At 32.8% G+C, this 22,249-nt stretch carries 17 protein-coding genes and 1 CRISPR repeat array; of the genes, 1 reads left to right on the top strand and 16 read right to left on the bottom strand.

The window, feature by feature from the left end:
- Nucleotides 1-501 precede the first annotated feature (501 nt).
- The 12 genes from cas2 to pxpB all read right to left on the bottom strand — a co-directional run bounded on the left by cas2 (nt 502) and on the right by pxpB (nt 17,712).
- Entirely contained in the window at nt 502-765 is a 264-nt protein-coding gene (gene cas2, locus ACWNMZ_RS19525) for a CRISPR-associated endonuclease Cas2 (protein WP_031539856.1), read from the bottom strand.
- Nucleotides 766-770: 5 nt separating this feature from the next.
- On the bottom strand, nt 771-1,757 hold the full coding sequence (cas1b, locus tag ACWNMZ_RS19520; protein ID WP_349204906.1) for a type I-B CRISPR-associated endonuclease Cas1b: 987 nt from the start codon (nt 1,755-1,757) through the stop codon (nt 771-773).
- Nucleotides 1,747-2,268 (bottom strand): CRISPR-associated protein Cas4, encoded by a 522-nt coding sequence (gene cas4 / locus ACWNMZ_RS19515; protein WP_031539854.1) that lies wholly within the window; start codon nt 2,266-2,268, stop codon nt 1,747-1,749. Before cas4 ends, cas1b begins: the two co-directional genes overlap by 11 nt.
- A gap of 14 nt (nt 2,269-2,282) precedes the next feature.
- The gene (locus ACWNMZ_RS19510; RefSeq protein WP_035416728.1) at nt 2,283-4,544 is read right to left on the bottom strand and encodes a CRISPR-associated helicase/endonuclease Cas3; all 2,262 of its coding nucleotides are present in this window, start codon (nt 4,542-4,544) and stop codon (nt 2,283-2,285) included.
- Between the two features lie 64 nt (nt 4,545-4,608).
- Nucleotides 4,609-5,346, bottom strand: coding sequence for a type I-B CRISPR-associated protein Cas5b (cas5b, locus tag ACWNMZ_RS19505; protein ID WP_031539851.1), 738 nt, complete (start codon nt 5,344-5,346; stop codon nt 4,609-4,611).
- 11 nt (nt 5,347-5,357) lie between these two features.
- Entirely contained in the window at nt 5,358-6,251 is an 894-nt protein-coding gene (cas7i, locus tag ACWNMZ_RS19500; RefSeq protein WP_031539849.1) for a type I-B CRISPR-associated protein Cas7/Cst2/DevR, read from the bottom strand.
- On the bottom strand, nt 6,244-8,013 hold the full coding sequence (gene cas8a1, locus ACWNMZ_RS19495; RefSeq protein ID WP_449598825.1) for a type I-B CRISPR-associated protein Cas8b1/Cst1: 1,770 nt from the start codon (nt 8,011-8,013) through the stop codon (nt 6,244-6,246). Before cas8a1 ends, cas7i begins: the two co-directional genes overlap by 8 nt.
- A 24-nt stretch (nt 8,014-8,037) precedes the next feature.
- On the bottom strand, nt 8,038-8,739 hold the full coding sequence (gene cas6 / locus ACWNMZ_RS19490; protein WP_449598824.1) for a CRISPR-associated endoribonuclease Cas6: 702 nt from the start codon (nt 8,737-8,739) through the stop codon (nt 8,038-8,040).
- 278 nt (nt 8,740-9,017) lie between these two features.
- The gene (locus tag ACWNMZ_RS19485) at nt 9,018-9,377 is read right to left on the bottom strand and encodes a helix-turn-helix transcriptional regulator (RefSeq protein ID WP_449598823.1); all 360 of its coding nucleotides are present in this window, start codon (nt 9,375-9,377) and stop codon (nt 9,018-9,020) included.
- Complete coding sequence (locus ACWNMZ_RS19480; protein ID WP_449598822.1) at nt 9,350-9,961, bottom strand: helix-turn-helix transcriptional regulator; 612 nt, start codon at nt 9,959-9,961, stop codon at nt 9,350-9,352. The genes ACWNMZ_RS19485 and ACWNMZ_RS19480 overlap by 28 nt, the downstream gene beginning before the upstream one ends.
- A gap of 321 nt (nt 9,962-10,282) precedes the next feature.
- A CRISPR array of direct repeats spans nt 10,283-15,627; the repeat unit is 29 nt; unit sequence CTTTTATCTGAACGTAGTGGGATATAAAT.
- A 340-nt stretch (nt 15,628-15,967) separates the two neighbouring features.
- A complete protein-coding gene (locus tag ACWNMZ_RS19475) occupies nt 15,968-16,972 on the bottom strand; it encodes a 5-oxoprolinase subunit C family protein (protein WP_449598821.1) in 1,005 nt (334 codons plus the stop codon).
- Entirely contained in the window at nt 16,969-17,712 is a 744-nt protein-coding gene (gene pxpB, locus ACWNMZ_RS19470) for a 5-oxoprolinase subunit PxpB (RefSeq protein WP_031537958.1), read from the bottom strand. The genes ACWNMZ_RS19475 and pxpB overlap by 4 nt, the downstream gene beginning before the upstream one ends.
- A gap of 226 nt (nt 17,713-17,938) precedes the next feature.
- Between pxpB and ACWNMZ_RS19465 the strand changes: the two genes are divergently transcribed.
- Nucleotides 17,939-18,427, top strand: a complete 489-nt coding sequence (locus ACWNMZ_RS19465; protein ID WP_031537959.1) for a GNAT family N-acetyltransferase — start codon at nt 17,939-17,941, stop codon at nt 18,425-18,427.
- Between the two features lie 63 nt (nt 18,428-18,490).
- Here the strand turns inward: ACWNMZ_RS19465 and ACWNMZ_RS19460 are convergent, their stop codons facing one another.
- The 4 genes from ACWNMZ_RS19460 to ACWNMZ_RS19445 all read right to left on the bottom strand — a co-directional run bounded on the left by ACWNMZ_RS19460 (nt 18,491) and on the right by ACWNMZ_RS19445 (nt 22,089).
- Nucleotides 18,491-19,339, bottom strand: a complete 849-nt coding sequence (locus ACWNMZ_RS19460) for a sugar phosphate isomerase/epimerase family protein (protein ID WP_031537960.1) — start codon at nt 19,337-19,339, stop codon at nt 18,491-18,493.
- Nucleotides 19,340-19,371: 32 nt separating this feature from the next.
- Entirely contained in the window at nt 19,372-20,409 is a 1,038-nt protein-coding gene (locus ACWNMZ_RS19455; protein ID WP_449598820.1) for a Gfo/Idh/MocA family protein, read from the bottom strand.
- A gap of 509 nt (nt 20,410-20,918) precedes the next feature.
- Entirely contained in the window at nt 20,919-21,467 is a 549-nt protein-coding gene (locus tag ACWNMZ_RS19450; RefSeq protein ID WP_449598819.1) for a ThuA domain-containing protein, read from the bottom strand.
- A 160-nt stretch (nt 21,468-21,627) separates the two neighbouring features.
- A complete protein-coding gene (locus ACWNMZ_RS19445) occupies nt 21,628-22,089 on the bottom strand; it encodes a VOC family protein (protein WP_031537963.1) in 462 nt (153 codons plus the stop codon).
- Nucleotides 22,090-22,249: the final 160 nt, after the last annotated feature.

Below are 22,249 nucleotides of genomic sequence, written 5' to 3'. Positions count from 1 at the left end.
GGTTTTTAAAAAATGAGAGAATCAACAGTTGGAAGAACAAAACCAATTGGAAAGCGGATACAAACTTAGAGGTTTTACTTTATAAAAAAGGGAGCTAAAAAAACTCCCACAAAAACTTGACTCAATCGTTCAGTTAAAACAGTACGCAAAAGTATTACAAAGTATGCTATAATAAATTTATATCCCACTACGTTCAGTTAAAACGTTAAAGGTCCATACAGTTTATTAATCCTGCGATCGAATTTATATCCCACTACGTTCAGTTAAAACCTCCAAAAAACAACACATCAAGAACCCTATTATATCAAGGGCTGAGGTACATTATTATAATACCGCCATTTTACAGATTTGCAGTGAACCTTTAGTTGAGTTTTTATAAAAACTTTAAAATATGCTTTAATTCCTTTTATAGCAAGCGATTCAGTGTTTTTTTCTAAAAGTAAGTTTGATGCAAATTTATAGTTTAATTAGAATAATTCTAACAATTAGGAATTTCTTTTCCTACAAAAACAGATCCAAAGGATTCTTTTCCCTACCATGTACAATCTTCTTTATATTACGTGGATTTTTCACTTGGTAGACATATACTGAATCTGTTTCTTTATTAACTATATTATTTAAATCCGCCATACATTGCTTATATTTTCCAATTGTTATTTCACCTTCAAAAACAGAATTTTGTGTCCAATCAAGATATTCCCTAAGTTTTTTACAAACTTTTCCCACTCTTTTTTCATTTACATCATAAGTAATAATAACAAACATTTAATCTACCACCACGCTTTCAATGGTTTATATACTTCATCATTAATTACATGCTTAATTAATTTATAACACTCAAGCCGGATTAAATAACGATAAGTCGTATTTCTCTTTAACATTCGATGTTTAACAGATTGATTTAATTTTTCTTCCCATGCCGTAATAAATTTTTTCTTACCCTCATCGTTTAAATAACATATTTCTCCTTCTAAATAATCAAAATGCTTCTTTGTAATTTGCCTTCGGTTGATTAGAGAAAAAATTATCGGATCAACAATTAATGGCTTAAATATTTCAGCAATATCTAAACTTAATGAAAATCTCTTAGTTGATGGCTCATGAAGATAACTTATGGTAGGATTCAATGAAGTTTTGTAAATCTCCGTTAATACTACTCGATACATTAATGTATTACCAAATGAAATGAGGGCATTGATTGGATCTCTCGGAGGTTGTTTTTCTCTTTTTTCAAAGACAAAACCTTGTTTAAAAATGTGATTAAAAGATTGATAGTACAAATGACGAATTTGTCCTTCTCGTCCCATTAATTCTTGAATACTTGTGGAAGTGTGCAACTGGTTTGATAGTAATAGAATTCCTTCTATATACTCAGCAGGTATTTCTTTATGTTTACGTAGATTTCGAAGCATATGATGAACTGCACCATTTAAAAAATGGTAAGCAATATACAAGCGTTTATATTTATCAGAGTAATGTTCAGTTTGCTTTACTATAACGTGTCCAGATTCTTTTGCTGCTCGTGGGTTAAATGCGCCAGTAAAAAATCCATAATAATTATAAAACTGTAGTGTAATTCCATATTGGCTTAAATATGTTAACAGTTTTGTATTCACATCAATTTCTCCAAATAAATGCAATGTTTGAATTTTTTCGATAGGAAGTGGCTTTTTCTGCCCGTCTTCATTTTCAAAATATATTGTATTATCTTTTCTTTTTAATCTTCCATTTGAAAAGACATAGTGATCACGCATCATCATCGTCATCCTCTCTAGAAAAACAAAATGGATAATAGGCACAACTTTTACAATAGCGTAGCTTCTGTATAGGAGGCGGAGTGTCTCGATCGATAATTTGATACGCTTCCGCAATTGCTCGCTGAATATTTTTTTTATTCTCTTCTGTCAACAGTACCTCAACTGTTTTCTTTTCTTTTGTATAGCTGATTAAGCCTTTTTTCTTCATTCCTCTTAAAAAAAGCTGGTACAAATAAAACAGCATTTGCATTTTATCTGACTCTTGCATTTTACTAGATAATTTAATTTCTCTAACATATTCCCCCTCAATTGCATCTATCTTAAATGCACCATCAATAAGGATTTCTTTTTTATTTAGGCGAGGATAAGAAGTCTCATGAAGAATAGATCCTTCGAGCACTCTATCTGACTCACTTTCCATCCCAATTCCTTTCTTATATAACCAAAGCTTTCTTTTACAGACAATATAGTAGGCTAAATCCACACCACCAACTGTTTTCGTTTGCAGCATCCTCTTATCTCTCCTTATAAAATTTGACTATTAGAAAATAATTTTTTATCATTTGGATATTTAAGACCGACTGTTGAATCATATTCATAATCAATTACTTTAATAGATTCATAGCTACCTATCTTTAAAAATTGTTCCTCTCTATTTAATTTTTTTGCATTTGCAACTCTAAATTGTGGAATATCTACTGTAAACTCATATAATTCATCACGAAGTTTCGCACGCTCTTCTCTTATCGCATTCGTTGCTTTTATTCTTAACGTTTTACTGTATTTAGCAACTAAGTCCTCTATTGTATTTTGATTTTCCTGATAAACGGAATATGGAATAATCGTTTCATTAAATATTTCTCTTAAATCTGTAATTCGAGGATCTAATTCTTCATCATATTCTTCTATACTTGTTAAAATATCCAAAAACTCTTTAACATCGTTATAATAAGTACTCTTTTCTAAACGCTGTGTAGTATAGTTTTTTTCTATTAATTCCATCTTTAACTCTTCTGTACAAATAATAGGAGAATTATATTCTTGCAAAGCTTGTTTAGAAATTTCAAAAATACTACTATCTACTACACTATATTTATCACGATAACTAATCCCAGATGGATAATCATTTCCACCATCATAAACAACTACATTAACTCGTTCATGATCTAATATTCTATTTCTATAAACTCGACCCATTCGCTGAAACAAACCATTCAAATCAGAAAGTTCTGTATAAAGAACATCGAAATCAATATCTACACTTGCTTCTACCACTTGTGTCGTAATCCAAATACCAGTGCTCGGATTCTCCAATTTCCCCATTTCTTGAATAGCAGCTTCTTTCGCTTTACGATCCATTTTCGTAAATCTACTATGAAATAAAAATACATCGTCACGCTCTTTTAATGCATCATGTATTTCTTGAGCTTTTTGAACAGTATTTACGATTATCAATATTTTTTGGTCTATCTCATTTTTCACTATATCCTCTATATTTAATTGCTCGTTCTTTACAATCAAACGATGCCTAGTTATAACTTGTCCATTTAATTTTTTGTAGAAAGGATCGCATGGTTGCTTAAAAGGAATATTTAATTTCCCCACCATCAAATCTGATAAAAATGGAGCAAAAGTTGCTGTCATAATAGTAAAATTCCCACCTATATCTGTTATCTCTTTTAAAGCAACCAGAAGGCAAGCCAGCATTTTTGGTGAATACATTTGAATTTCATCTATTACTAATTTGGAATAGGCTAAAGTAGCTAATTTCTTTTCAAACCCTTCTTCTTTAAAGACAAAATCTAAAATTTGATCAAGCGTAGAAATGGTCAAAGGCATCGACCACTGTCTTGTCTTTTCAAAATAATCAATTGAATAAAGATCATTTTTCACATATTCACTTTCTGTTTCTGAATGTAGTAATGCAACCTCTTTAAAATTAATTTCACTCTCTATACGCCTATATATACTATTAATTGATACTCGAAGCGGCAGTGTAAAAAAACCTTTACTGTTCCCAATCCAATATAATGCTGCTTCTGTTTTTCCTATACCAGTCGAAGCAATCACAATATTATTTTCCTTTTGATTTTCCAGCAAGTAATTTTGCAGTTCATTTCTTCCACTCTTATATTTAACCGCAAGGAATTTATCAACATAATTACCTAGACCAGGATTAGCAATTTCCACCGGGATATGTGCACTTGCAGCATAATCAATTTTGTTAAGCAAGCCTTTTACAAGCACAAATTGTTTAGCCTGTTCTTGATTTCTTTGTTTTCTTATTCTTCTATTAAGATACGGCTTAAAATTTGCTTTTGGTTCAGCCAAGAAAAATGGAAATGCTTCTTTAAATGAAAGATAATACTTGGGTAAATCATAAAGAATCGTTTCTTTCAAATCTTTAGGGCTAGCTGCAGATCTTTTATGGTGATAATAAACAGCTTGTGCCACAATTTCTCTTTCCTCTTTATTTTCTAATATTTCCTTATAAGGAATAAATGCACAGCTTAAATATCCGTGTGGAACTTCCCCCGCTTTCGGTAACATATCTTCTAATAAATAATCGGTCTTTTTTAATGCTTTCAATAGTTTATTTTGAAATTTTGTATTAATTTTTCCGACATCGTGGTAAATACATGCCATTTCCAATAAATCACACCTAAGATTCGGAATATTACAATAAATAACTTTGAGTCTATCTAACTCTTGTAATAATGTTTTCGTATGCTTTACTATCGTTTCTTCTAATTGTACATCTGACTTAGCGAGAAATAAATTATTCATAATGATACTCCTTTCAAAATAAGACTAGGAATTCCTAGTCTTATTCACTTCTATAGCTTGTACTTTATGCAAAAAAGACAATATTCCCATCTTCATCGAATTCATAAACATTATCATTTAGAACTTCTCTGCCTTTTGCTCCATAAAATACAGAAACTTGTTTCCATCTTCTTTGCTCTAATCCTTTTTTGATTTGTACTTTTTCATAATATCGATTTAGCTTGTAAACAGTGGCAAACTCTATACCTTCAGAACTGTAGCTCTCAAATAATTCTACAGGTATATATGCAGAGTAGCTTAATGTATAAGTGTCTTCTAATTCATTTTCCTTTATGTTTACAAGCTTTACCTCTTCAATTCTTGCCAAATCCTCCCTACGCCCAAGGGAAATATACTCGGAAGGATTTTTAAACGACTGATACAAAATCTCTAAATCTTCTTCCGTTTCCGGCAAAATATGAATCATTAATTCTACATCTGTTAATAGTTCCGTTGTGCTTACCCCTCTTGCTAATCCATAGTCCCGATTATCTTCAGAAGAATACAATTTATAGGCATGTCTTGCTGTTTCATATGTTGCTGCAGCAAATTCATATCTTGTTGCTAAATCATTGACTTTTGAATAGTAATCCCCTCCAATACTGATTTTTAATGGATGATATTCGGTAAAACCACATACGCGATGAATCATTCCCGATACAGTAGAGTACGGAGGAAGCGGATATGTTTCTTTTAATTGAAAACTAGATGGCAACTTATAATTAACCATATTTTGATAAAGTTTTATTCTCAATGCTCTCATATTCTCACCACTTAATCTAAGTAATAGTTGCTTACTTCTTTTTGGATAAAATCAAAGAAAGCAGCAACAGATAAAGGAGAAAGTGTATCTTTAATTTGTTGATCATTATCAAATATTCCTTCAATGAGACCGCATTTTGTATAATCTGCTATATGGCTATCTAACGCTAAAACACCAGCTAATGTTTGCACATTTAGTTTATTATCCTTTACTTTAATACGGTTTTCAAAAAATGGGTTTTTTATATCATACACCCCACCAATTACAAATAATGGCGAAAAATTCTCTCTTCTTCCTTTTATATCACGATATAAAAATTTTAAAGTTTGCAGTAAAGCATTTACTCTGTTGGCTTTTTCCTCATTAGAAACAGAAATTTCCTTCTCATTATGATCGATGCCTACTTGATCTAAGTCAATGGTAACTGTATACGTATAATACGAATGATGCATCTCGCTTTGCGCAATATTACCACCTTTTTTTTGTTCTTTTCCTTCCGTTATAGTTGCAGCTTGATAACGATCAAATAATCCTTTATTAGTTAAAAAATCTGTATCTGCTTGAAAACTTTCTAATGCAATGGCATTAGATAAACGAGCAACAGCAGATCGTGTTTTCGTTCCTTTATTTGTTTTCATATAACCAAATAAATCAATTTCTGGATAATCAGAAATTAGAGCATCCGGAGCAAATTGTATGACAGATCCATCCACTTCAAGAGGAGTACGATCCTCTCCCATTTGCTGGATGATATTATAGCGAAGTGCTTGTCTTGAAATATATGTAAAACTATCGCCAGTTCCTCTTGTTAACTTCTTTAATGATGTAACATTCCCGACTCCTTCGCCATAGTTGCCACTTTCCGCTTCAAAAACAATTGATAACGTTAAACCTTTTTTATTCATTTTCTTCTTCCTCCTTTTTATCTCCTTTAGGGTTAAGTCCTGAACGCAAACCTAAAACAAATGCATAGCCAAGTGTTTGCAATTTATCTTCATCCGTTAATGCCTCTGTCATTTGAGGAGGAATGATTAATTCTCCTTCTCTTGCAGCATATAAATGGGCATTGATAAAAGTGTCCATAAATTTTCCTGTATCCTTTGTTTTTAAAGCATTAAGTAAACGATAGGTAATCCCACCTAATTTATTGCTGGCATTTCTAACTTTATAATTATAGGCTAATTTTCTACCCGCATTTTCCATATATGCAATGGTTTCCCTACGAACATAGGAATAATAATCACTCATCGAACCATCCTCCTTCTCTTTTTGATTTTGAATTATTGTCCCTATAAAACTATTATTAAAGTAAACAATATCTAATATGAGTCTATTACTTCTAATCGGCTCTTCTGCTTTGCTCGGCAAATTTGTCCGACATAATAAACCAATTAAATCAAATTGATTTTTATTGCTGTATAATCGTTCCATCACATTTTGATAAATCCTTAAGTATGAACCATCACCCGTCTTCACTACCCTGTTAATCATATTGTTTAATGATTTTTGATGCCGTTTAATAACTTCCAATTTATCTTTTGAAAGTACATTATAAGTGTATGGTCTAAAATTATCTGTCTTATTATCTGTATTGCTAAATTTAATAACTTGAATATTATCTACCTCATACTTTGCTTTCTTATGTTTTTGATTTTCCATAAAATCTATCAATTGATAGTATGTTCTTGCTTCTAGTAGTTGAATATTATCATCTGATTTAATGACATACATTTCATGATTGTTATTTAATCTAGTTAGAGCTTCAACAGAACTGTTACAATTGACAAAATATCCTTGATTATTCATAAAAGTAAACCCAGCAGGAATACACGAATAAATAAAATTAATAAGCGGTGAGATATAGCATGTGTTTGACTGCAAATTCCAAAAATGAGATGTTTTCCTGCTCATATCTACTCCCATTTTTGTTAGCCAAGCCATATCATAAGCATGTGGTTTTGATAATTTCTTAATTGGCATGTTGCTAATAAAGCATACATATTTATCTTTATTATGATCTTCTTCATAATAAAGCTTGATTGGATCAATAAAATATTTTTTATACTCTTCAAAAATATCAGTTGTTGTCGATGACTTATGTAAGAAAGATACTCCACCCCAAAAATTATCAATAATTGTATAGGCAATGTTTTTTGCAAGAATATACTTTTTTACCTCCTCTTTTTCCAAAAAGTCAATAATAGTTTGTAGATAGTGTATTTGTTCATGGATTTCATTTTGAATATCTGAAACGGTTTGATTCTTTTTTAACTTCAGCTTTTTTAGCTTTTTTTCCATCTCTATTAAATCTACTTCCGTACAAGACATCATTTTATATGCAGCTGTATAACTATTACTTTTAAGATTCTTTTTTGCTCTTTCAATATATTTATTCCAATCTTCTATTGTCTTATCATCCCATTCTTTTTTATAAAGAAAATCCTTTCCCTTTGTTATAATAAAAGTATATGATAACAGTTCTTTATACCTGTTTGCGAAATAATCAAAATAATAATGATGGAAATTTTCTAAGATTGATATGTCAAATTCTACATAGTTATTAACACATTTGTAAGAGGTAATATTGGCATCCTTTAAGATATTCACAAAGCCCGTAATCCCAGCATTTAAAAGCGCATCAGCAGTCTCTATTCTTACTATTGTCACTATCCATTCTCACCTCCTCTCAAGTTATAAAACATCTATACAGCCAAATCCTTGGTTACTCCGAAGTGCTATACCCTCCGAATAGAATATTCTTAAATCACGAGGATCACCTTCTAACAAAAATCGGCCAGTATTTCCTGTAAAATATAAATTTCCTGATGATTGATGCAAATTTTCTTTCACTACACTTTTTTTCATCTGATGTTTTAGTATTTTAATTGGCTGGTATAAAGTTCTTCCATATTTACTCTGCATTATTTTTGAACTAATAATATTTAATTCTTCTTCATAATTATCATCACCGACAAGCAATGGTTTTCGCTCTTTTGATTCCACTAGAATTGGTGAAAGCGTCTTAAACCAGACTTGCGATTGAACAATTGGCTTTTCTTTTACCATCTTCATTCCCGTAAATTTCATGACTCTTCCTTTATAGGAGTATTCTCTCTTTTGTTGTATGCCATTGATGAGGTAAATCATCATTTCCATATTCGTACTAGATACCGTTAAATTTAATTCTTCTGAAACAATTAAGTCACCATTTATTCGAATATTCGGAAAATAAGGAGCGAAAGAAAATCTTTTTGTTTCTTTTTCCCTTTCAACAAAAAAAGACTGATAAAACTCTTCTGATTGCGATCGGGTTATTTCCTTTATGAACGACAATAGTAATAGCCGATACTTTATTGGAAAGTACTCGATTTGAAAACTAAATACACATCTCATTTTATCACCCCATTTAATATTAATTGATATTATTTTATACCAATAAATGGAAATATACAAGCATTTGTAAAAATTTATTTATATTATAAAGGACAGACTGACAAAAGCCGTCAGCGAACAAATGTTTTTTTAAATAAAAAATAAGTAGGGTATTGGCTCCCCTACTTAAGTTCCTGCTAAAATTACTGTCTACTTATGAATCCCACTGCGTTCAAATAAAATTAATTCTTAATCAAATAATACTAAATATTTATATCCCAGGAACGTTCAGATAAAAATTAATTATCATAAATATCCAATAACTTTTTAAATTCATTCTTTAACTGTTCTCTTATGTGATTAGGCTCTATTACTTCAGCATCCATTCCATATTTCCTGACCCAACGTAAAAATAATTTACTCATTGTTTCAATAGTTAGAATTACTGAACCATCTTCCTCTTCTTCTATTATAGCATTCTTATCATAAAACTCTTTTTCCTTTATATATTTCCCTACTTTTTTACTAAATCGTACAACGAATTTATTTATTTCATCTGTACGATCCATTTTCCAATTGGATAGGTGCTGAACAATAGAAAAACTCTCTTGGAACACATATATTCGTTTTTCTATTTGCCATGCTTTAATACGATCCATACGAAAATTGCGAAAATCCTTTTTTCATGACAATACGCCACTATATAATAATGATCATCTCTATCGATAAGATAATAGGGATCAATTAATCTTTTCGTTTCTATTGCATTAGTCGGACTATAATAAGTAATCATTATACTTCTTCTTTTTTCAATAGCCTTTACAAGTGAAATCATTAAATTTTCGTCATAGATATCTCGATAAAGAAAATGGTGTAATACTCGCTCACTAATTACCTTATTCCATCTTTCTTCTTTGCTAGTTTTATTTCTACCAACCTTATATTCTATTTGCATCGAGTTTGCTGAAATCACCTGTTGCTTTGGAAGTGCTTGTGTTAATAAAAGTGAGAGCCATTCTCTATCCGTTAGACCAACATTATGTTTAGCTGGCTTTTCCATTAATAGATAGCCTTTTTTCTCCGTATGAAAATAGAAACCTACTGTCTCTAATTCTCTCATATCTCGGTAAATATTCCGTTTTGATGTCTTTGTAAGATGAGCCAATTCCTCTGCTGTTACATAATTCCCAGCATTAAGGAAATCAATAATTTTAAAAAGTCTTTCCACCTTATTCATTTTCATCTAAAACAGCTCCTAAAATAAATTCCTCTTTAACACTAAATATAATATACTATAGATAATAAAGTCCTGTCTCAAAACAGTAATTAACATATTAAGACGTACGAATATATTATAATTATTATAATTAAAGTATAAATCTGCAGTAAACCTATTTTCATTTAAATTTGCTTCAAACATAGAAGCGACAAGGGTTTGAATAGTTTTTTATAAAAAGCAGGGATACACGACTATAGGTTCACTGCAAAGTGGATAAATATTATTAAAACAACAATTGCCTTAAAGCCTTGATACATATAGGGTTTTCTCATAATAAATTTGAGGCTTTTATCTGAACGTAGTGGGATATAAATAATGTAATCATCCCCTTGTTTGAATAGCGCTCCACACTTTTATCTGAACGTAGTGGGATATAAATAAAAGAAACCGCTGCAAAAACTGTAATAGGAAGAAGCTTTTATCTGAACGTAGTGGGATATAAATTTGAGTTTTACCCCCTTCCAATCATAAGTTTTATAACTTTTATCTGAACGTAGTGGGATATAAATTTTAGTAGACTCCTTTAAAAAAACATAAATAACAATTCTTTTATCTGAACGTAGTGGGATATAAATGAGAGAAAGCAATTTCAACTATTTCCTGGATTCGTCTTTTATCTGAACGTAGTGGGATATAAATATTCCTGGGAAACACACAATCGCAAATGTGTGTTTGCTTTTATCTGAACGTAGTGGGATATAAATGTTAGAGAAAGACTTAAAACAGCATCGCATAAATAAGCTTTTATCTGAACGTAGTGGGATATAAATGTGACAGAAGTAGTATTAATAGACATATTCTTTAAACTTTTATCTGAACGTAGTGGGATATAAATATTTATGTTAGCAGGGTTTCCCATTAAACCTTGACTACTTTTATCTGAACGTAGTGGGATATAAATTGAGAAGAGGATATTAGCCTTGGAGCAAAACTATAGCTTTTATCTGAACGTAGTGGGATATAAATAAAGGACATGTAGTGATTTTCGGTGACAAAAACAGACTTTTATCTGAACGTAGTGGGATATAAATCGGGTAACCAAATAGCCACCTTACTAGAATTATAGAATACTTTTATCTGAACGTAGTGGGATATAAATTTTTAAACAAATCATTTTCTTCTGCGTATTTATCCCCTTTTATCTGAACGTAGTGGGATATAAATAATTTATCTGGTAAAGCAGTAAGAATTAAGGGGTTCGACTTTTATCTGAACGTAGTGGGATATAAATTCAATTTGGAATAGTACTTATCAAGAATGAAACCAACTTTTATCTGAACGTAGTGGGATATAAATAAAGCTACGTCCACAATCTTTATAACAGGAGCAAATCTTTTATCTGAACGTAGTGGGATATAAATGTTTCTTCATGATTAAGTTGTTAGCTAGTGCGATACTTTTATCTGAACGTAGTGGGATATAAATGATGAAGTTTTATCAGTAACCGCTCCTGTATCAGCCTTTTATCTGAACGTAGTGGGATATAAATCTTGTAAAAGCTCCAGCATCCTTAAGTTGAACACCACTTTTATCTGAACGTAGTGGGATATAAATAAGATAATTCTTTTTTGTGCAAACAATGTCTCAATTCTTTTATCTGAACGTAGTGGGATATAAATTGTGTTTAATATCTATTACTGGTCCATCTAGCAATGTCTTTTATCTGAACGTAGTGGGATATAAATGAGTGGATTTGGAAGGAAGCAAAAGATACGGAACATCTCTTTTATCTGAACGTAGTGGGATATAAATTAAATAGACGGTGAAATAGTTGTACCGTACTAGGTTCTTTTATCTGAACGTAGTGGGATATAAATCGAGAAGAAACGCTTCATCAATGACTTATTCTTTTCCTTTTATCTGAACGTAGTGGGATATAAATAATGTAAAACATGTAGTAATAAAAAAGTTTCTGCATCTTTTATCTGAACGTAGTGGGATATAAATTGATGTTCCAATAACACCGTAAATAGTTATTTCACTCTTTTATCTGAACGTAGTGGGATATAAATGCAGATCATCTTGATTGATTCGATTTAACATTTGTCCTTTTATCTGAACGTAGTGGGATATAAATAGTAAGAAAGGAGGGATAAGATGAAAAGTCAAAGATTAACTTTTATCTGAACGTAGTGGGATATAAATAAAGTAACGTGGAATGTGACTGCTGCTGAATTATCTCTTTTATCTGAACGTAGTGGGATATAAATCGTAAATATCGTAGTGGAGCGGAGCTAATTATGGCTCTTTTATCTGAACGTAGTGGGATATAAATGTAATAGATGCTAGAGCGGAAATGGAGGAATAACAAACTTTTATCTGAACGTAGTGGGATATAAATAGTTGCAAAGGTATTAGTGATTACTGGCAGAAGCGAATCTTTTATCTGAACGTAGTGGGATATAAATATCCTTTGCTGTTTTTCTTCTTCTGCTGCCTTTAAGCTTTTATCTGAACGTAGTGGGATATAAATGTAGAAGGTGTTTATAAGTATGAATTTCCACTTTCAACTTTTATCTGAACGTAGTGGGATATAAATGAAGTGATAGTTAACAAAAACGTTAATATTGATTCTAAACTTTTATCTGAACGTAGTGGGATATAAATAGCGTTTTATCTAGAGTGACGATTTTTAATGGATAATCCTTTTATCTGAACGTAGTGGGATATAAATTGAATCGATACGGTGATGAAAGAAAGATAGATCATCCTTTTATCTGAACGTAGTGGGATATAAATTTCGATTACTTATCGCATTGTTGTATTTTTCTCGGACTTTTATCTGAACGTAGTGGGATATAAATTAAGTTATATGCCTTATCTCTGTTTGGATCTCTTGCTCCTTTTATCTGAACGTAGTGGGATATAAATTAATTCAAAATCTATATAATTCAATTCCAGTCCTATCTTTTATCTGAACGTAGTGGGATATAAATGAAGTTATAAAGATACTTCAATCTAAAGCGATAGTTGGTCTTTTATCTGAACGTAGTGGGATATAAATAGAGAATTAACACTGAGTGAAACCACTCAAATTTATCTTTTATCTGAACGTAGTGGGATATAAATTAAGCATATCTTTCAATGTATTTTGCATGCCTTGATACTTTTATCTGAACGTAGTGGGATATAAATTGTGGAAGGTGCAAATAGGCGTTATATGGATGCTGACCTTTTATCTGAACGTAGTGGGATATAAATAGTATTAAGTCTTTGCCAGTTTGAATTGGATTTACTCTTTTATCTGAACGTAGTGGGATATAAATGGAGCAAACGGATCATCTACATAACTACCTCGGTTGTCTTTTATCTGAACGTAGTGGGATATAAATGAAGATGATGATGGTCCAAGCATCGATGAATTGTTACTTTTATCTGAACGTAGTGGGATATAAATATGATGGAGAATAATGTATCTACCGCCCAGGATTCCTTTTATCTGAACGTAGTGGGATATAAATTGGCAAAGAATTTGATTAGCGGTGATACGAACAAACTTTTATCTGAACGTAGTGGGATATAAATGCAGGAACAAGGAAAATAACTGTTACTACATTATTCTTTTATCTGAACGTAGTGGGATATAAATTATATATGCTTATTGCTGATTCTAAAGCAACAATACCTTTTATCTGAACGTAGTGGGATATAAATTGGGTTAGAGTAGGTCAATACTTTCGTATGGAAGGAACTTTTATCTGAACGTAGTGGGATATAAATGCAGAATTTATTACTGCAGCTGATGGACGTTACAAAGTCTTTTATCTGAACGTAGTGGGATATAAATGCTTCTAATTCAGCGCTAGCAAAGAATCCTAAAATCTTTTATCTGAACGTAGTGGGATATAAATTTGTTCAATGTATTCACATAGTTCATTGAGTGGGGACTTTTATCTGAACGTAGTGGGATATAAATCGCTTGACGTCCCAAGGAATCGAAAAAGGAAATTTATCTTTTATCTGAACGTAGTGGGATATAAATTCATTAAAAGAAGAAGAATTTCCATAATCGTCAGGCTCAACTTTTATCTGAACGTAGTGGGATATAAATGTCGATAATACTTATAATGATTGTGCTGGTCGTGAGGTAACTTTTATCTGAACGTAGTGGGATATAAATAGATACTGCGACAGGTCATCAAATCCTAAGCTTCGTACTTTTATCTGAACGTAGTGGGATATAAATCCGGTATTGGTGTCTCGGCAGTCAATTCGGCATAAAAAGCTTTTATCTGAACGTAGTGGGATATAAATAAACGTTCCATGTATTTAGAAAAACTAAATTCAGTCTTTTATCTGAACGTAGTGGGATATAAATGTTTTGGTAGCAGGAGGATGCTTCTTAATGCCTGCAGCTTTTATCTGAACGTAGTGGGATATAAATGATGATGAAGTGGCAGTTGTACCGCCACCACTGCTTGTCTTTTATCTGAACGTAGTGGGATATAAATTAATAACGGATATGGCTCGAAGTAAGAACCAATTGTCTTTTATCTGAACGTAGTGGGATATAAATTTTTATAATTCCTCCTTATCGATTAAACCTTGTTCTACTCTTTTATCTGAACGTAGTGGGATATAAATTATGAAAATTGAACGAATCATGAAGAACATTGGTTACTTTTATCTGAACGTAGTGGGATATAAATGCAAGAATCATAGGTAAGGCAATTAGATTTACAGTCTTTTATCTGAACGTAGTGGGATATAAATCTTCTACAGGTTTATTTAGTCCATCTGAAAATACACTTTTATCTGAACGTAGTGGGATATAAATCCCTTTAAATCGATAATATAGAACTCTACATTGTTTTCTTTTATCTGAACGTAGTGGGATATAAATGTTGAATCTAAAGTGATGATTGGCTATCAGGATGGAACTTTTATCTGAACGTAGTGGGATATAAATGTAGCAAGACACGAAATGATTGTTGCTTATATGAATCTTTTATCTGAACGTAGTGGGATATAAATGGCGAACGAGTTGTGCCGTCAGTTGTAACGGAAATATCTCTTTTATCTGAACGTAGTGGGATATAAATAATTATGATGAACTAAAATATTTATCAGCTTATCAACTTTTATCTGAACGTAGTGGGATATAAATGTAAAGCGATATTTGATGTAATAGGTGCTGTCGCAACTTTTATCTGAACGTAGTGGGATATAAATGAGTGTACGATTTGTTTTGAAGATATAATCTGCTCCTTCTTTTATCTGAACGTAGTGGGATATAAATAGTCGAAATACAGTAAAAGTTATTCGCGATGACAATCTTTTATCTGAACGTTGTGGGATATAAATTGAGTAAATACGAAAAAATGTACGGTCCGCCCCGTGTCTTTTATCTGAACGTTGTGGGATATAAATGAAAGTAAATAATCATGTTACCATAATTACTATATCCTTTTATCTGAACTTAGTGAGATATAAATATTAAAACATCTTATTCCATGTTTCAGGACCTACAACTTTTATCTGAACGTAGTGGGATATAAATGTCTCAAGCATTCTGGTTGCCATGGTTCTTCTAAACCTTTTATCTGAACGTAGTGGGATATAAATGTATCATTTGTCAGCAAGGTATACGCAAAAGATAGCCTTTTATCTGAACGTTGTGGGAATTAAAGGCTGCGAATATCCCTTGGATTTCTGCTGTATTGTATCCAATTTCATCTGAAATTTAGGAGATTTAAAGAAGTCAATAGCATAAGGTGTTTCTGATTTCCTTATCGTTTTATCTGAATATAGTAGGGGATAAAGATTTGAAAGCTGTGTGCTGTAGAAATTTCTGTAACGGTTATATCTGAAATCTTTCAAAAGCTCTAGTTCCCCAGTTCGTTCCCTTCTATCTAATATAATAGAAAAAAGTCGATAAATTGATTAGAAATAAATTGATTTATTTCTAATCAATTTTATTATCATTATCAGTTTCGCCATATCCTTACATCATCTACTTGTACAAAATTTTCAATTCATTTTAAGTTTCAAAAACTTTTCTAGTTCCCTAATTCTTTGCTCCCTCTCAATAAACAAAGCTTCTGCTCCCTCTAATGAAATTTCCTGAAAATAAATTTCCTCCCCAATCTTCATCTGCGCTACTAAAGATAAATCCACTGATATTACTTGCGCAATTTTCGGATATCCTCCTGTTGTTTGCCGATCCGCAAGTAAGATGATTGGATGTCCATCTGGCGGGAGTTGGATGGTTCCGACTGTTACGGCTTCTGAAAGCAACTCAAACTTTTCATCTAGCTTTATCTCTGGTCCACTTAATCTATATCCCATCCGATCAGACTGCGGAGTAACAGTAAATTTCCCAGCATAGAAATTTTTCTGACTATTAGTAGAGCACATAGAAAAATGGCTTCCTGTGATAAATCGAATCGTATGTTCATTTGACAATGTAATAAACTTGTTGAAATCTACAAACCACCTTGTTGTAATAAAGGGTTGATCAGTATCTTTCTTTTTGAGTTTATTATATAGATTTAAAGAATAATCGGAGATAGAATTAGTCTCTATTTTATCTCCAGCCTTCAGCGCCCTTCCATGATATCCACCTAACCCAGCACGTAAATAGGTACTTTTACTATTCATCACTTTAGGAATTGCAAAGCCACCAGCAATAGTAAGATAAGCACGACACCCGGATTTTATTTTTCCAAATCTCAAAACGCTTCCCCTTTTCACTAAAACTGGCCGCCATAAAGGAACTTGCTTCCCCTCTATTTCTGGTGACAAATCTCCGCCAGTAATAGCAATAAGGGCATCTTTTTCAAATGTCAATGTTGGTCCTAACAAAGTAATTTCTAAGCCAGCCTCCCCCTCTTTATTCCCAACAATTAAATTACCCATTCTAAGCGAATAGGTGTCCATTGCCCCACTAACAATCACACCATGCTTCTGGAATCCATTCCTTCCTAAATCTTGGATACTCGAAAGCATACCAGAACTAACAACAGTAATTGTCATATGTTCTCCTCCTTCTGCTGAAGGAATTCTCTTTTAGAAATAGGAACAAATTTCACAATATCTCCAGCTTGTAGCAAACTAGGGGGATTTTTTTCTGGTAAAAATAACTCTAATGGTGTTTGTCCAATGAGCTGCCATCCCCCAGGTGTGGCGATTGGATAAACGCCTGTTTGCACTCCCGCAATTCCTACAGATCCTGAGGGAATTAATTGCCTTGGAGTTGAACGTCTTGGTGTAGCTATTTTTTCTGACATCCCGCCTAAGAATGGAAATCCTGGTGCAAAACCAATCATATAAACACAATATTCTCCGCCAGAATGAATATCTATTACTTGCTCTATCGAAAGCTGGTTATGCTTTGCAACTTCCTCTAAATCCGGACCATATTCTCCACCATAACATACAGGAATTTTAGTGACTCGATTATTTGTCGATTTCCCTACTTCAAGTTGTTCGAATACCTCTTTAAGTAGAGATTTCACGATTTGAAAGGGGGACAAATTATCAGACTTTTGTTTAAAAAATTCATAGATTACAAACGGTTGATAATATACTGTCACATTTGTATAAGCAGGCACACATTCAATCAAACCTGAAAAAGGATGCATCTCTAAATAATTTGCCAGCATCTGCACTTTTTGATGGATGTCTGAATCGATCCTATTCCCAAATCGAACAATTATCGCAGAATCCCCAAATGGTTCTAAACATACATTATGATTATGCTTCGATGCATGAATCAGTTAACTCACCGCTTTCTTTTCCTAAACTATATTTTAAATCCTTCTTCTTTTCATATAATCTTAACATGCACCATCAGCAAAATTCTATATTTTCAGATTAATACCCATCTCTTAGAATGGAAACTATTTTTAACTTTTCTAATAAATTTAATTGATTGCTATTGAAAAATAAGCTATTAAAAAACTAAAATAGAAGAAAATACCGGTATAGGGAGAAATAAAAATGCTCATTCGAAATGTCCAACCATCGGATTTACCACCATTATTAGAAATAGAAAATATCGCTTTCACTTCAGCAGAAGCAGCAACAAAAAAAGCCTTTATAAATAGAATGGAAACCATTCCTGATACGTTTATTATTATGGAAGAAAACGGAGTAGTTATAGGGTATGTTAATGGACCCGTTATCTCGAAAGCCTTTATAACCGATGACTTATTCGAAAGAACTGTTCCAAATCCTCCAAAAGGGGGCCATCAAAGCATTTTAGGCATTGCAGTCCATCCCAATTACCAAAGAAAAGGCATCGCTAGTATCTTGCTTAAAAAGTTAGAAAAAATAGCAGCAAAAGGCGAGCGATTAAGCATCACTCTAACTTGTCGCAAAGAGCTGATTACTTTTTATGAGAAAAATGGTTATCAAAATCAAGGTATTGCCGACTCCCATCATGCTGGCGTTCAATGGTTTAATATGATCAAGCAGTTAAAAAAATAAAAGGGGGACAACATTTATAAACAGTGTCTTCACACTTTATAAATGTTGTCCCCCTTTTTTGTATCACTTTATCTCCTCTACTGAATAAACCTGATTTAACACCTTAAGTGTTTTATTCTTAGCTGTTTTCACGACTTCCTCTGCAGTTAATTGATAATATTCTGGTCTAAACAATTCAATAGAAGCATGATCTGAAAAACCTTTTTCTTTTATAATAGAAAGAATGCTAGGCAAATCAATCACTCCATCACCAGGATATAGACGATCCTCATCTAACAAAATTCCCGGGTTAAAATCCTCTACGTCATTAATATGAAATAAGAATACTTTGGAAAAATCCGTATTTTTTAAATCTTCCATTGTGGAATTCATTGCATAAAACTGAAAGGTATCAAATACGATTCCAACATTTTCACGATTTACGGCTGCTACAATTTCATTAGCAAAGCTTAGTGTATTAACGGTTGCATGCGGATGGCCAATAAATTCAAGCGCTAGCTTTACTCCATATGGATTGGCTAAATCGGATAACTCGGTTAATACTTTTACACAGCTTTGTTTAATTTCCCCTCTCTCTATTTTCTTTTCAGAGACCAATGGAACAACCACAATTCTATCGATATTTAACATTTGCGCATACTCTAGCATTTCTTTGTATTCTTCCAACAACGCTTTGTATTCTTCTTCCGTACGATTATTAAAATAAACTAGTGCATTGAGTGATAATGGCTTTAAGTGATGGGTTTGAAAATAATCTACTAAGTCTTGGATAGTGTGTGATTGTAAATATTCCTTCAATTTATCAATCGAACGAATTTCAATATAATCATAGCCGTACTTCTCTAATAATTGAAGATCAAGCTCCAGACTTGAGTTCTCTAGAGTAGTACCTTGATTCATTCCTAGTTTCATCCTTTTCCCTCCATTTTGTTTAGAACGAATAGTTAAACATTTGCTGGTCTAAGATTTTTCTTGTAAAAGTCAGGCTGTTCAAGGAAAAAAACATCTTCTTTCTTTCCTGAATTTTGTGCTTTAAGACAAGCCTCAGCAGTGACTTGAGCAATATAGCCATCCCATGCTGTTGGTCCATTTGGCTCACCCGTTTTTCTAATAGCATCTATAAAATCCTGCAATTCTGTATCATAGGCATCCATAAAACGCTCTTTCCAATCCATTAAAATATTGGAGCCAATTCCTCCATTTTTTCGAAAGGTAATGCTAGGCACTTCAGGTAATTTAGCTATCCCTTCTTCCCCTACAACCTCACACTGAATATCATAGCCATACTTGCAATTAACAGAGATTTCTACATTTATTACAATCCCTGATTTAGTTTCCAAAATAACAAATTGAGGATCTCTTAATTCTTCATGTGCGTAACGCGTTTTTTTAGGAAAAATAACTTGTACATATTTATAGTCATCATTCACTAACCAATGTAAAACATCAATTTCATGAATCAACGTATCTGTAATGGCCATGTCTGTCGAATAAGTTGTGTCAACCTCTGGATTTCTATGGGCACAGTGTAAAAGTAACGTCTCACCTATGAATTTATTATCAATAGCTTCCTTCAATTGTAAGTATCCACTATCATATCTGCGCATAAACCCTACTTGCACTAATCGCTTCCCATGTTTCATTTCAGCTTCAACAATTCGCATACAGCCTTCAATAGTTGTAGCAAGCGGCTTTTCGCAGAAAACATATTTTCCTGCTTCTATTGCTGCAATCACGCTTTCCTCATGTTCCGGTCCCCAGCTCGTCACCAACACTGCATCGACATCTCCCTCTGCAATTAGGGTTTTATCATCAGGATAAATAGCTGCATCTAATCCAAACTGTTCCATCGCAGATTTTGCGGATGCTTCCTCTATATCTGTGACTGCAACTATCTTTCCACCTGAGAGATTGTTAGTAATTCTTCTAATATGCTCCTTTCCAATTGCACCTGTACCAATTACCCCAATTCTTAATGTCATAGCAAATCACTCCTCTATTTCTAGCTTCATATAGTGCTTTCATACTTTACACAAAATATAGCTATCTATTATTAGATACCTTTACCCAAGTGACATATTTCTACAAACATCAAACATAGAGAGTCAAATGAATGCCTCTCCAAAACAATCTTATTTTTCACTGGTAAATGAATTCTCGCAACACTCATTCGAACATTTGCCTTTATAACGACTTCATGCAATTTAGTACTGCCCTATCAAAGCGCTCTAAATGTTTTACACCAAGTATGAAAATTGTCATGTTGTATCTTTTAACTTTGGAACAGTAGATACAACATATCCCTAAATAAAAAACGAAAGAGTCTTTTTGATATAAAGCACTCTTTCGCCATTCACAAATATTCTATTAAATTAACGCTGTACCTATTATCTTAAATGAATTGTGTATCACGCTATAAAACTAGCAGGTTTTGCTAGATGTCTTCATAACTTATGGTGCTTGCATTTTCTTATTGTAACTCCTAAATTTCTTATGCAGAAACCCAAACCAAGCATTTTTCCAGTATGTTCATAAAACCTGGATCCAATAAACCTTCCTTGTTATGGGCAGGTGTTAGACAGCAAACTTTTCCATTGCCGTAAGTATGATACCAGCCTGCAATGGACTGCCCATCAACGGAGTTAGCTTGAAGAAAGACTGTGGTTTGTGCTAAATCACAATGAACGAAGTAATGTTCATCTAAAAGATCCAATGAAATATTATCTGAAAGTATTTCATTGTCTTTTGTATTTGTATAGCGGACGAGTTGATGCTGTTTTGGATGGTATTTAAAATAGCCTCTAAGCATCTGCGTATATTTGCCATTTATTGCGTAGGAGGCCAATCCAGAATGCCATGCCAGCCACCTTCCGCCATTTTCTACATATTGAGTTATGGCATCAGCAATCTCTTCCGTCATCCAAGTATCCACAGGATGATCTGCTGGATTTATTCGATTTTCTGAAAACAATACGACGACATCTGGCTTTCCAGCAAGTTTCTCTAATAAGCGATTAGGATTACATGTTGCTAATTCCATTTTCCCATTAGAAATATGTTTGTCTAGTGCTTGTTCTAAAGACTGCAGTGCAGTTCACTTGGATGATAGTAATCTCCAACGATAGCTAGTATGGATGTACTCATACAATTTCACTCTCTCCCTATTTTTACATTACTAGTTTCTTCTTATTTAAGCTGTATCACTTTGCTTCATCATTTTCCAATAATTCTAAGATAATTTTTAAATCTTTAAAGGTATCCATGTAAGCATATCTCCCGCCAGTATATTCGCCTTTTTGAAGAAGAGGCATTTGATTTTTTTCCATCAAAGTAACCTTTTCTTTCATTCCATTAATAACAAAAGCGATATGATGTGGACCTTCTCCATGTTCATCCAAATATTCACGCCATGTACTTGGATTACGATCTGGTTCAATCAATTCAAGCTGAAGGGATCCCAAATTAAAGAAGGCAAGCTTGGCACGTGCTTCTGTAGATTGATTGCGATATTCTGTTTGTGCACGATCAACCGTATCAGTTAAAGACCACTCGGGTTTATCTACGCCGAAAAAATCTGCATATGCCTGACTTGTTTTTTCAATATCGTGAACTAAAATCCCAATTTGTGTAATGAAGTTATTTCCTAACATATTTTTATCCATCACTCATTCTCCTTATTATTTAAATGAGATGTTTTTTCCATTTAGACATTGGATGAACTTCTGAAAAAGCCAACTATGGAAGAATCTTTGAAACGTATTTGTATCAAGCTATAAATTTAGCAATAAACAAATGTTTGAAAAAAAACGCAGACAATCTCAG

Source organism: Niallia sp. Marseille-Q9988 (assembly GCF_976954375.1).
This window is presented reverse-complemented; position numbering and strand designations above follow the sequence as displayed.

Coding starts and splice junctions, on each gene's coding strand:
- cas2 (WP_031539856.1), bottom strand. CDS start 765: ATGTTTGTTATTATTACTTATGATGTAAATGAAAAAAGAGTGGGAAAA.
- ACWNMZ_RS19445 (WP_031537963.1), bottom strand. CDS start 22,089: ATGGATAAAAATATGTTAGGAAATAACTTCATTACACAAATTGGGATT.
- ACWNMZ_RS19460 (WP_031537960.1), bottom strand. CDS start 19,339: ATGAAACTAGGAATGAATCAAGGTACTACTCTAGAGAACTCAAGTCTG.
- ACWNMZ_RS19480 (WP_449598822.1), bottom strand. CDS start 9,961: ATGAAAATGAATAAGGTGGAAAGACTTTTTAAAATTATTGATTTCCTT.
- cas4 (WP_031539854.1), bottom strand. CDS start 2,268: ATGCTGCAAACGAAAACAGTTGGTGGTGTGGATTTAGCCTACTATATT.
- ACWNMZ_RS19455 (WP_449598820.1), bottom strand. CDS start 20,409: ATGACATTAAGAATTGGGGTAATTGGTACAGGTGCAATTGGAAAGGAG.
- ACWNMZ_RS19475 (WP_449598821.1), bottom strand. CDS start 16,972: ATGACAATTACTGTTGTTAGTTCTGGTATGCTTTCGAGTATCCAAGAT.
- ACWNMZ_RS19485 (WP_449598823.1), bottom strand. CDS start 9,377: ATGGATCGTATTAAAGCATGGCAAATAGAAAAACGAATATATGTGTTC.
- cas5b (WP_031539851.1), bottom strand. CDS start 5,346: ATGAGAGCATTGAGAATAAAACTTTATCAAAATATGGTTAATTATAAG.
- cas6 (WP_449598824.1), bottom strand. CDS start 8,739: ATGAGATGTGTATTTAGTTTTCAAATCGAGTACTTTCCAATAAAGTAT.
- ACWNMZ_RS19450 (WP_449598819.1), bottom strand. CDS start 21,467: ATGGAATTAGCAACATGTAATCCTAATCGCTTATTAGAGAAACTTGCT.
- cas1b (WP_349204906.1), bottom strand. CDS start 1,757: ATGATGCGTGATCACTATGTCTTTTCAAATGGAAGATTAAAAAGAAAA.
- ACWNMZ_RS19465 (WP_031537959.1), top strand. CDS start 17,939: ATGCTCATTCGAAATGTCCAACCATCGGATTTACCACCATTATTAGAA.
- cas7i (WP_031539849.1), bottom strand. CDS start 6,251: ATGAATAAAAAAGGTTTAACGTTATCAATTGTTTTTGAAGCGGAAAGT.
- ACWNMZ_RS19510 (WP_035416728.1), bottom strand. CDS start 4,544: ATGAATAATTTATTTCTCGCTAAGTCAGATGTACAATTAGAAGAAACG.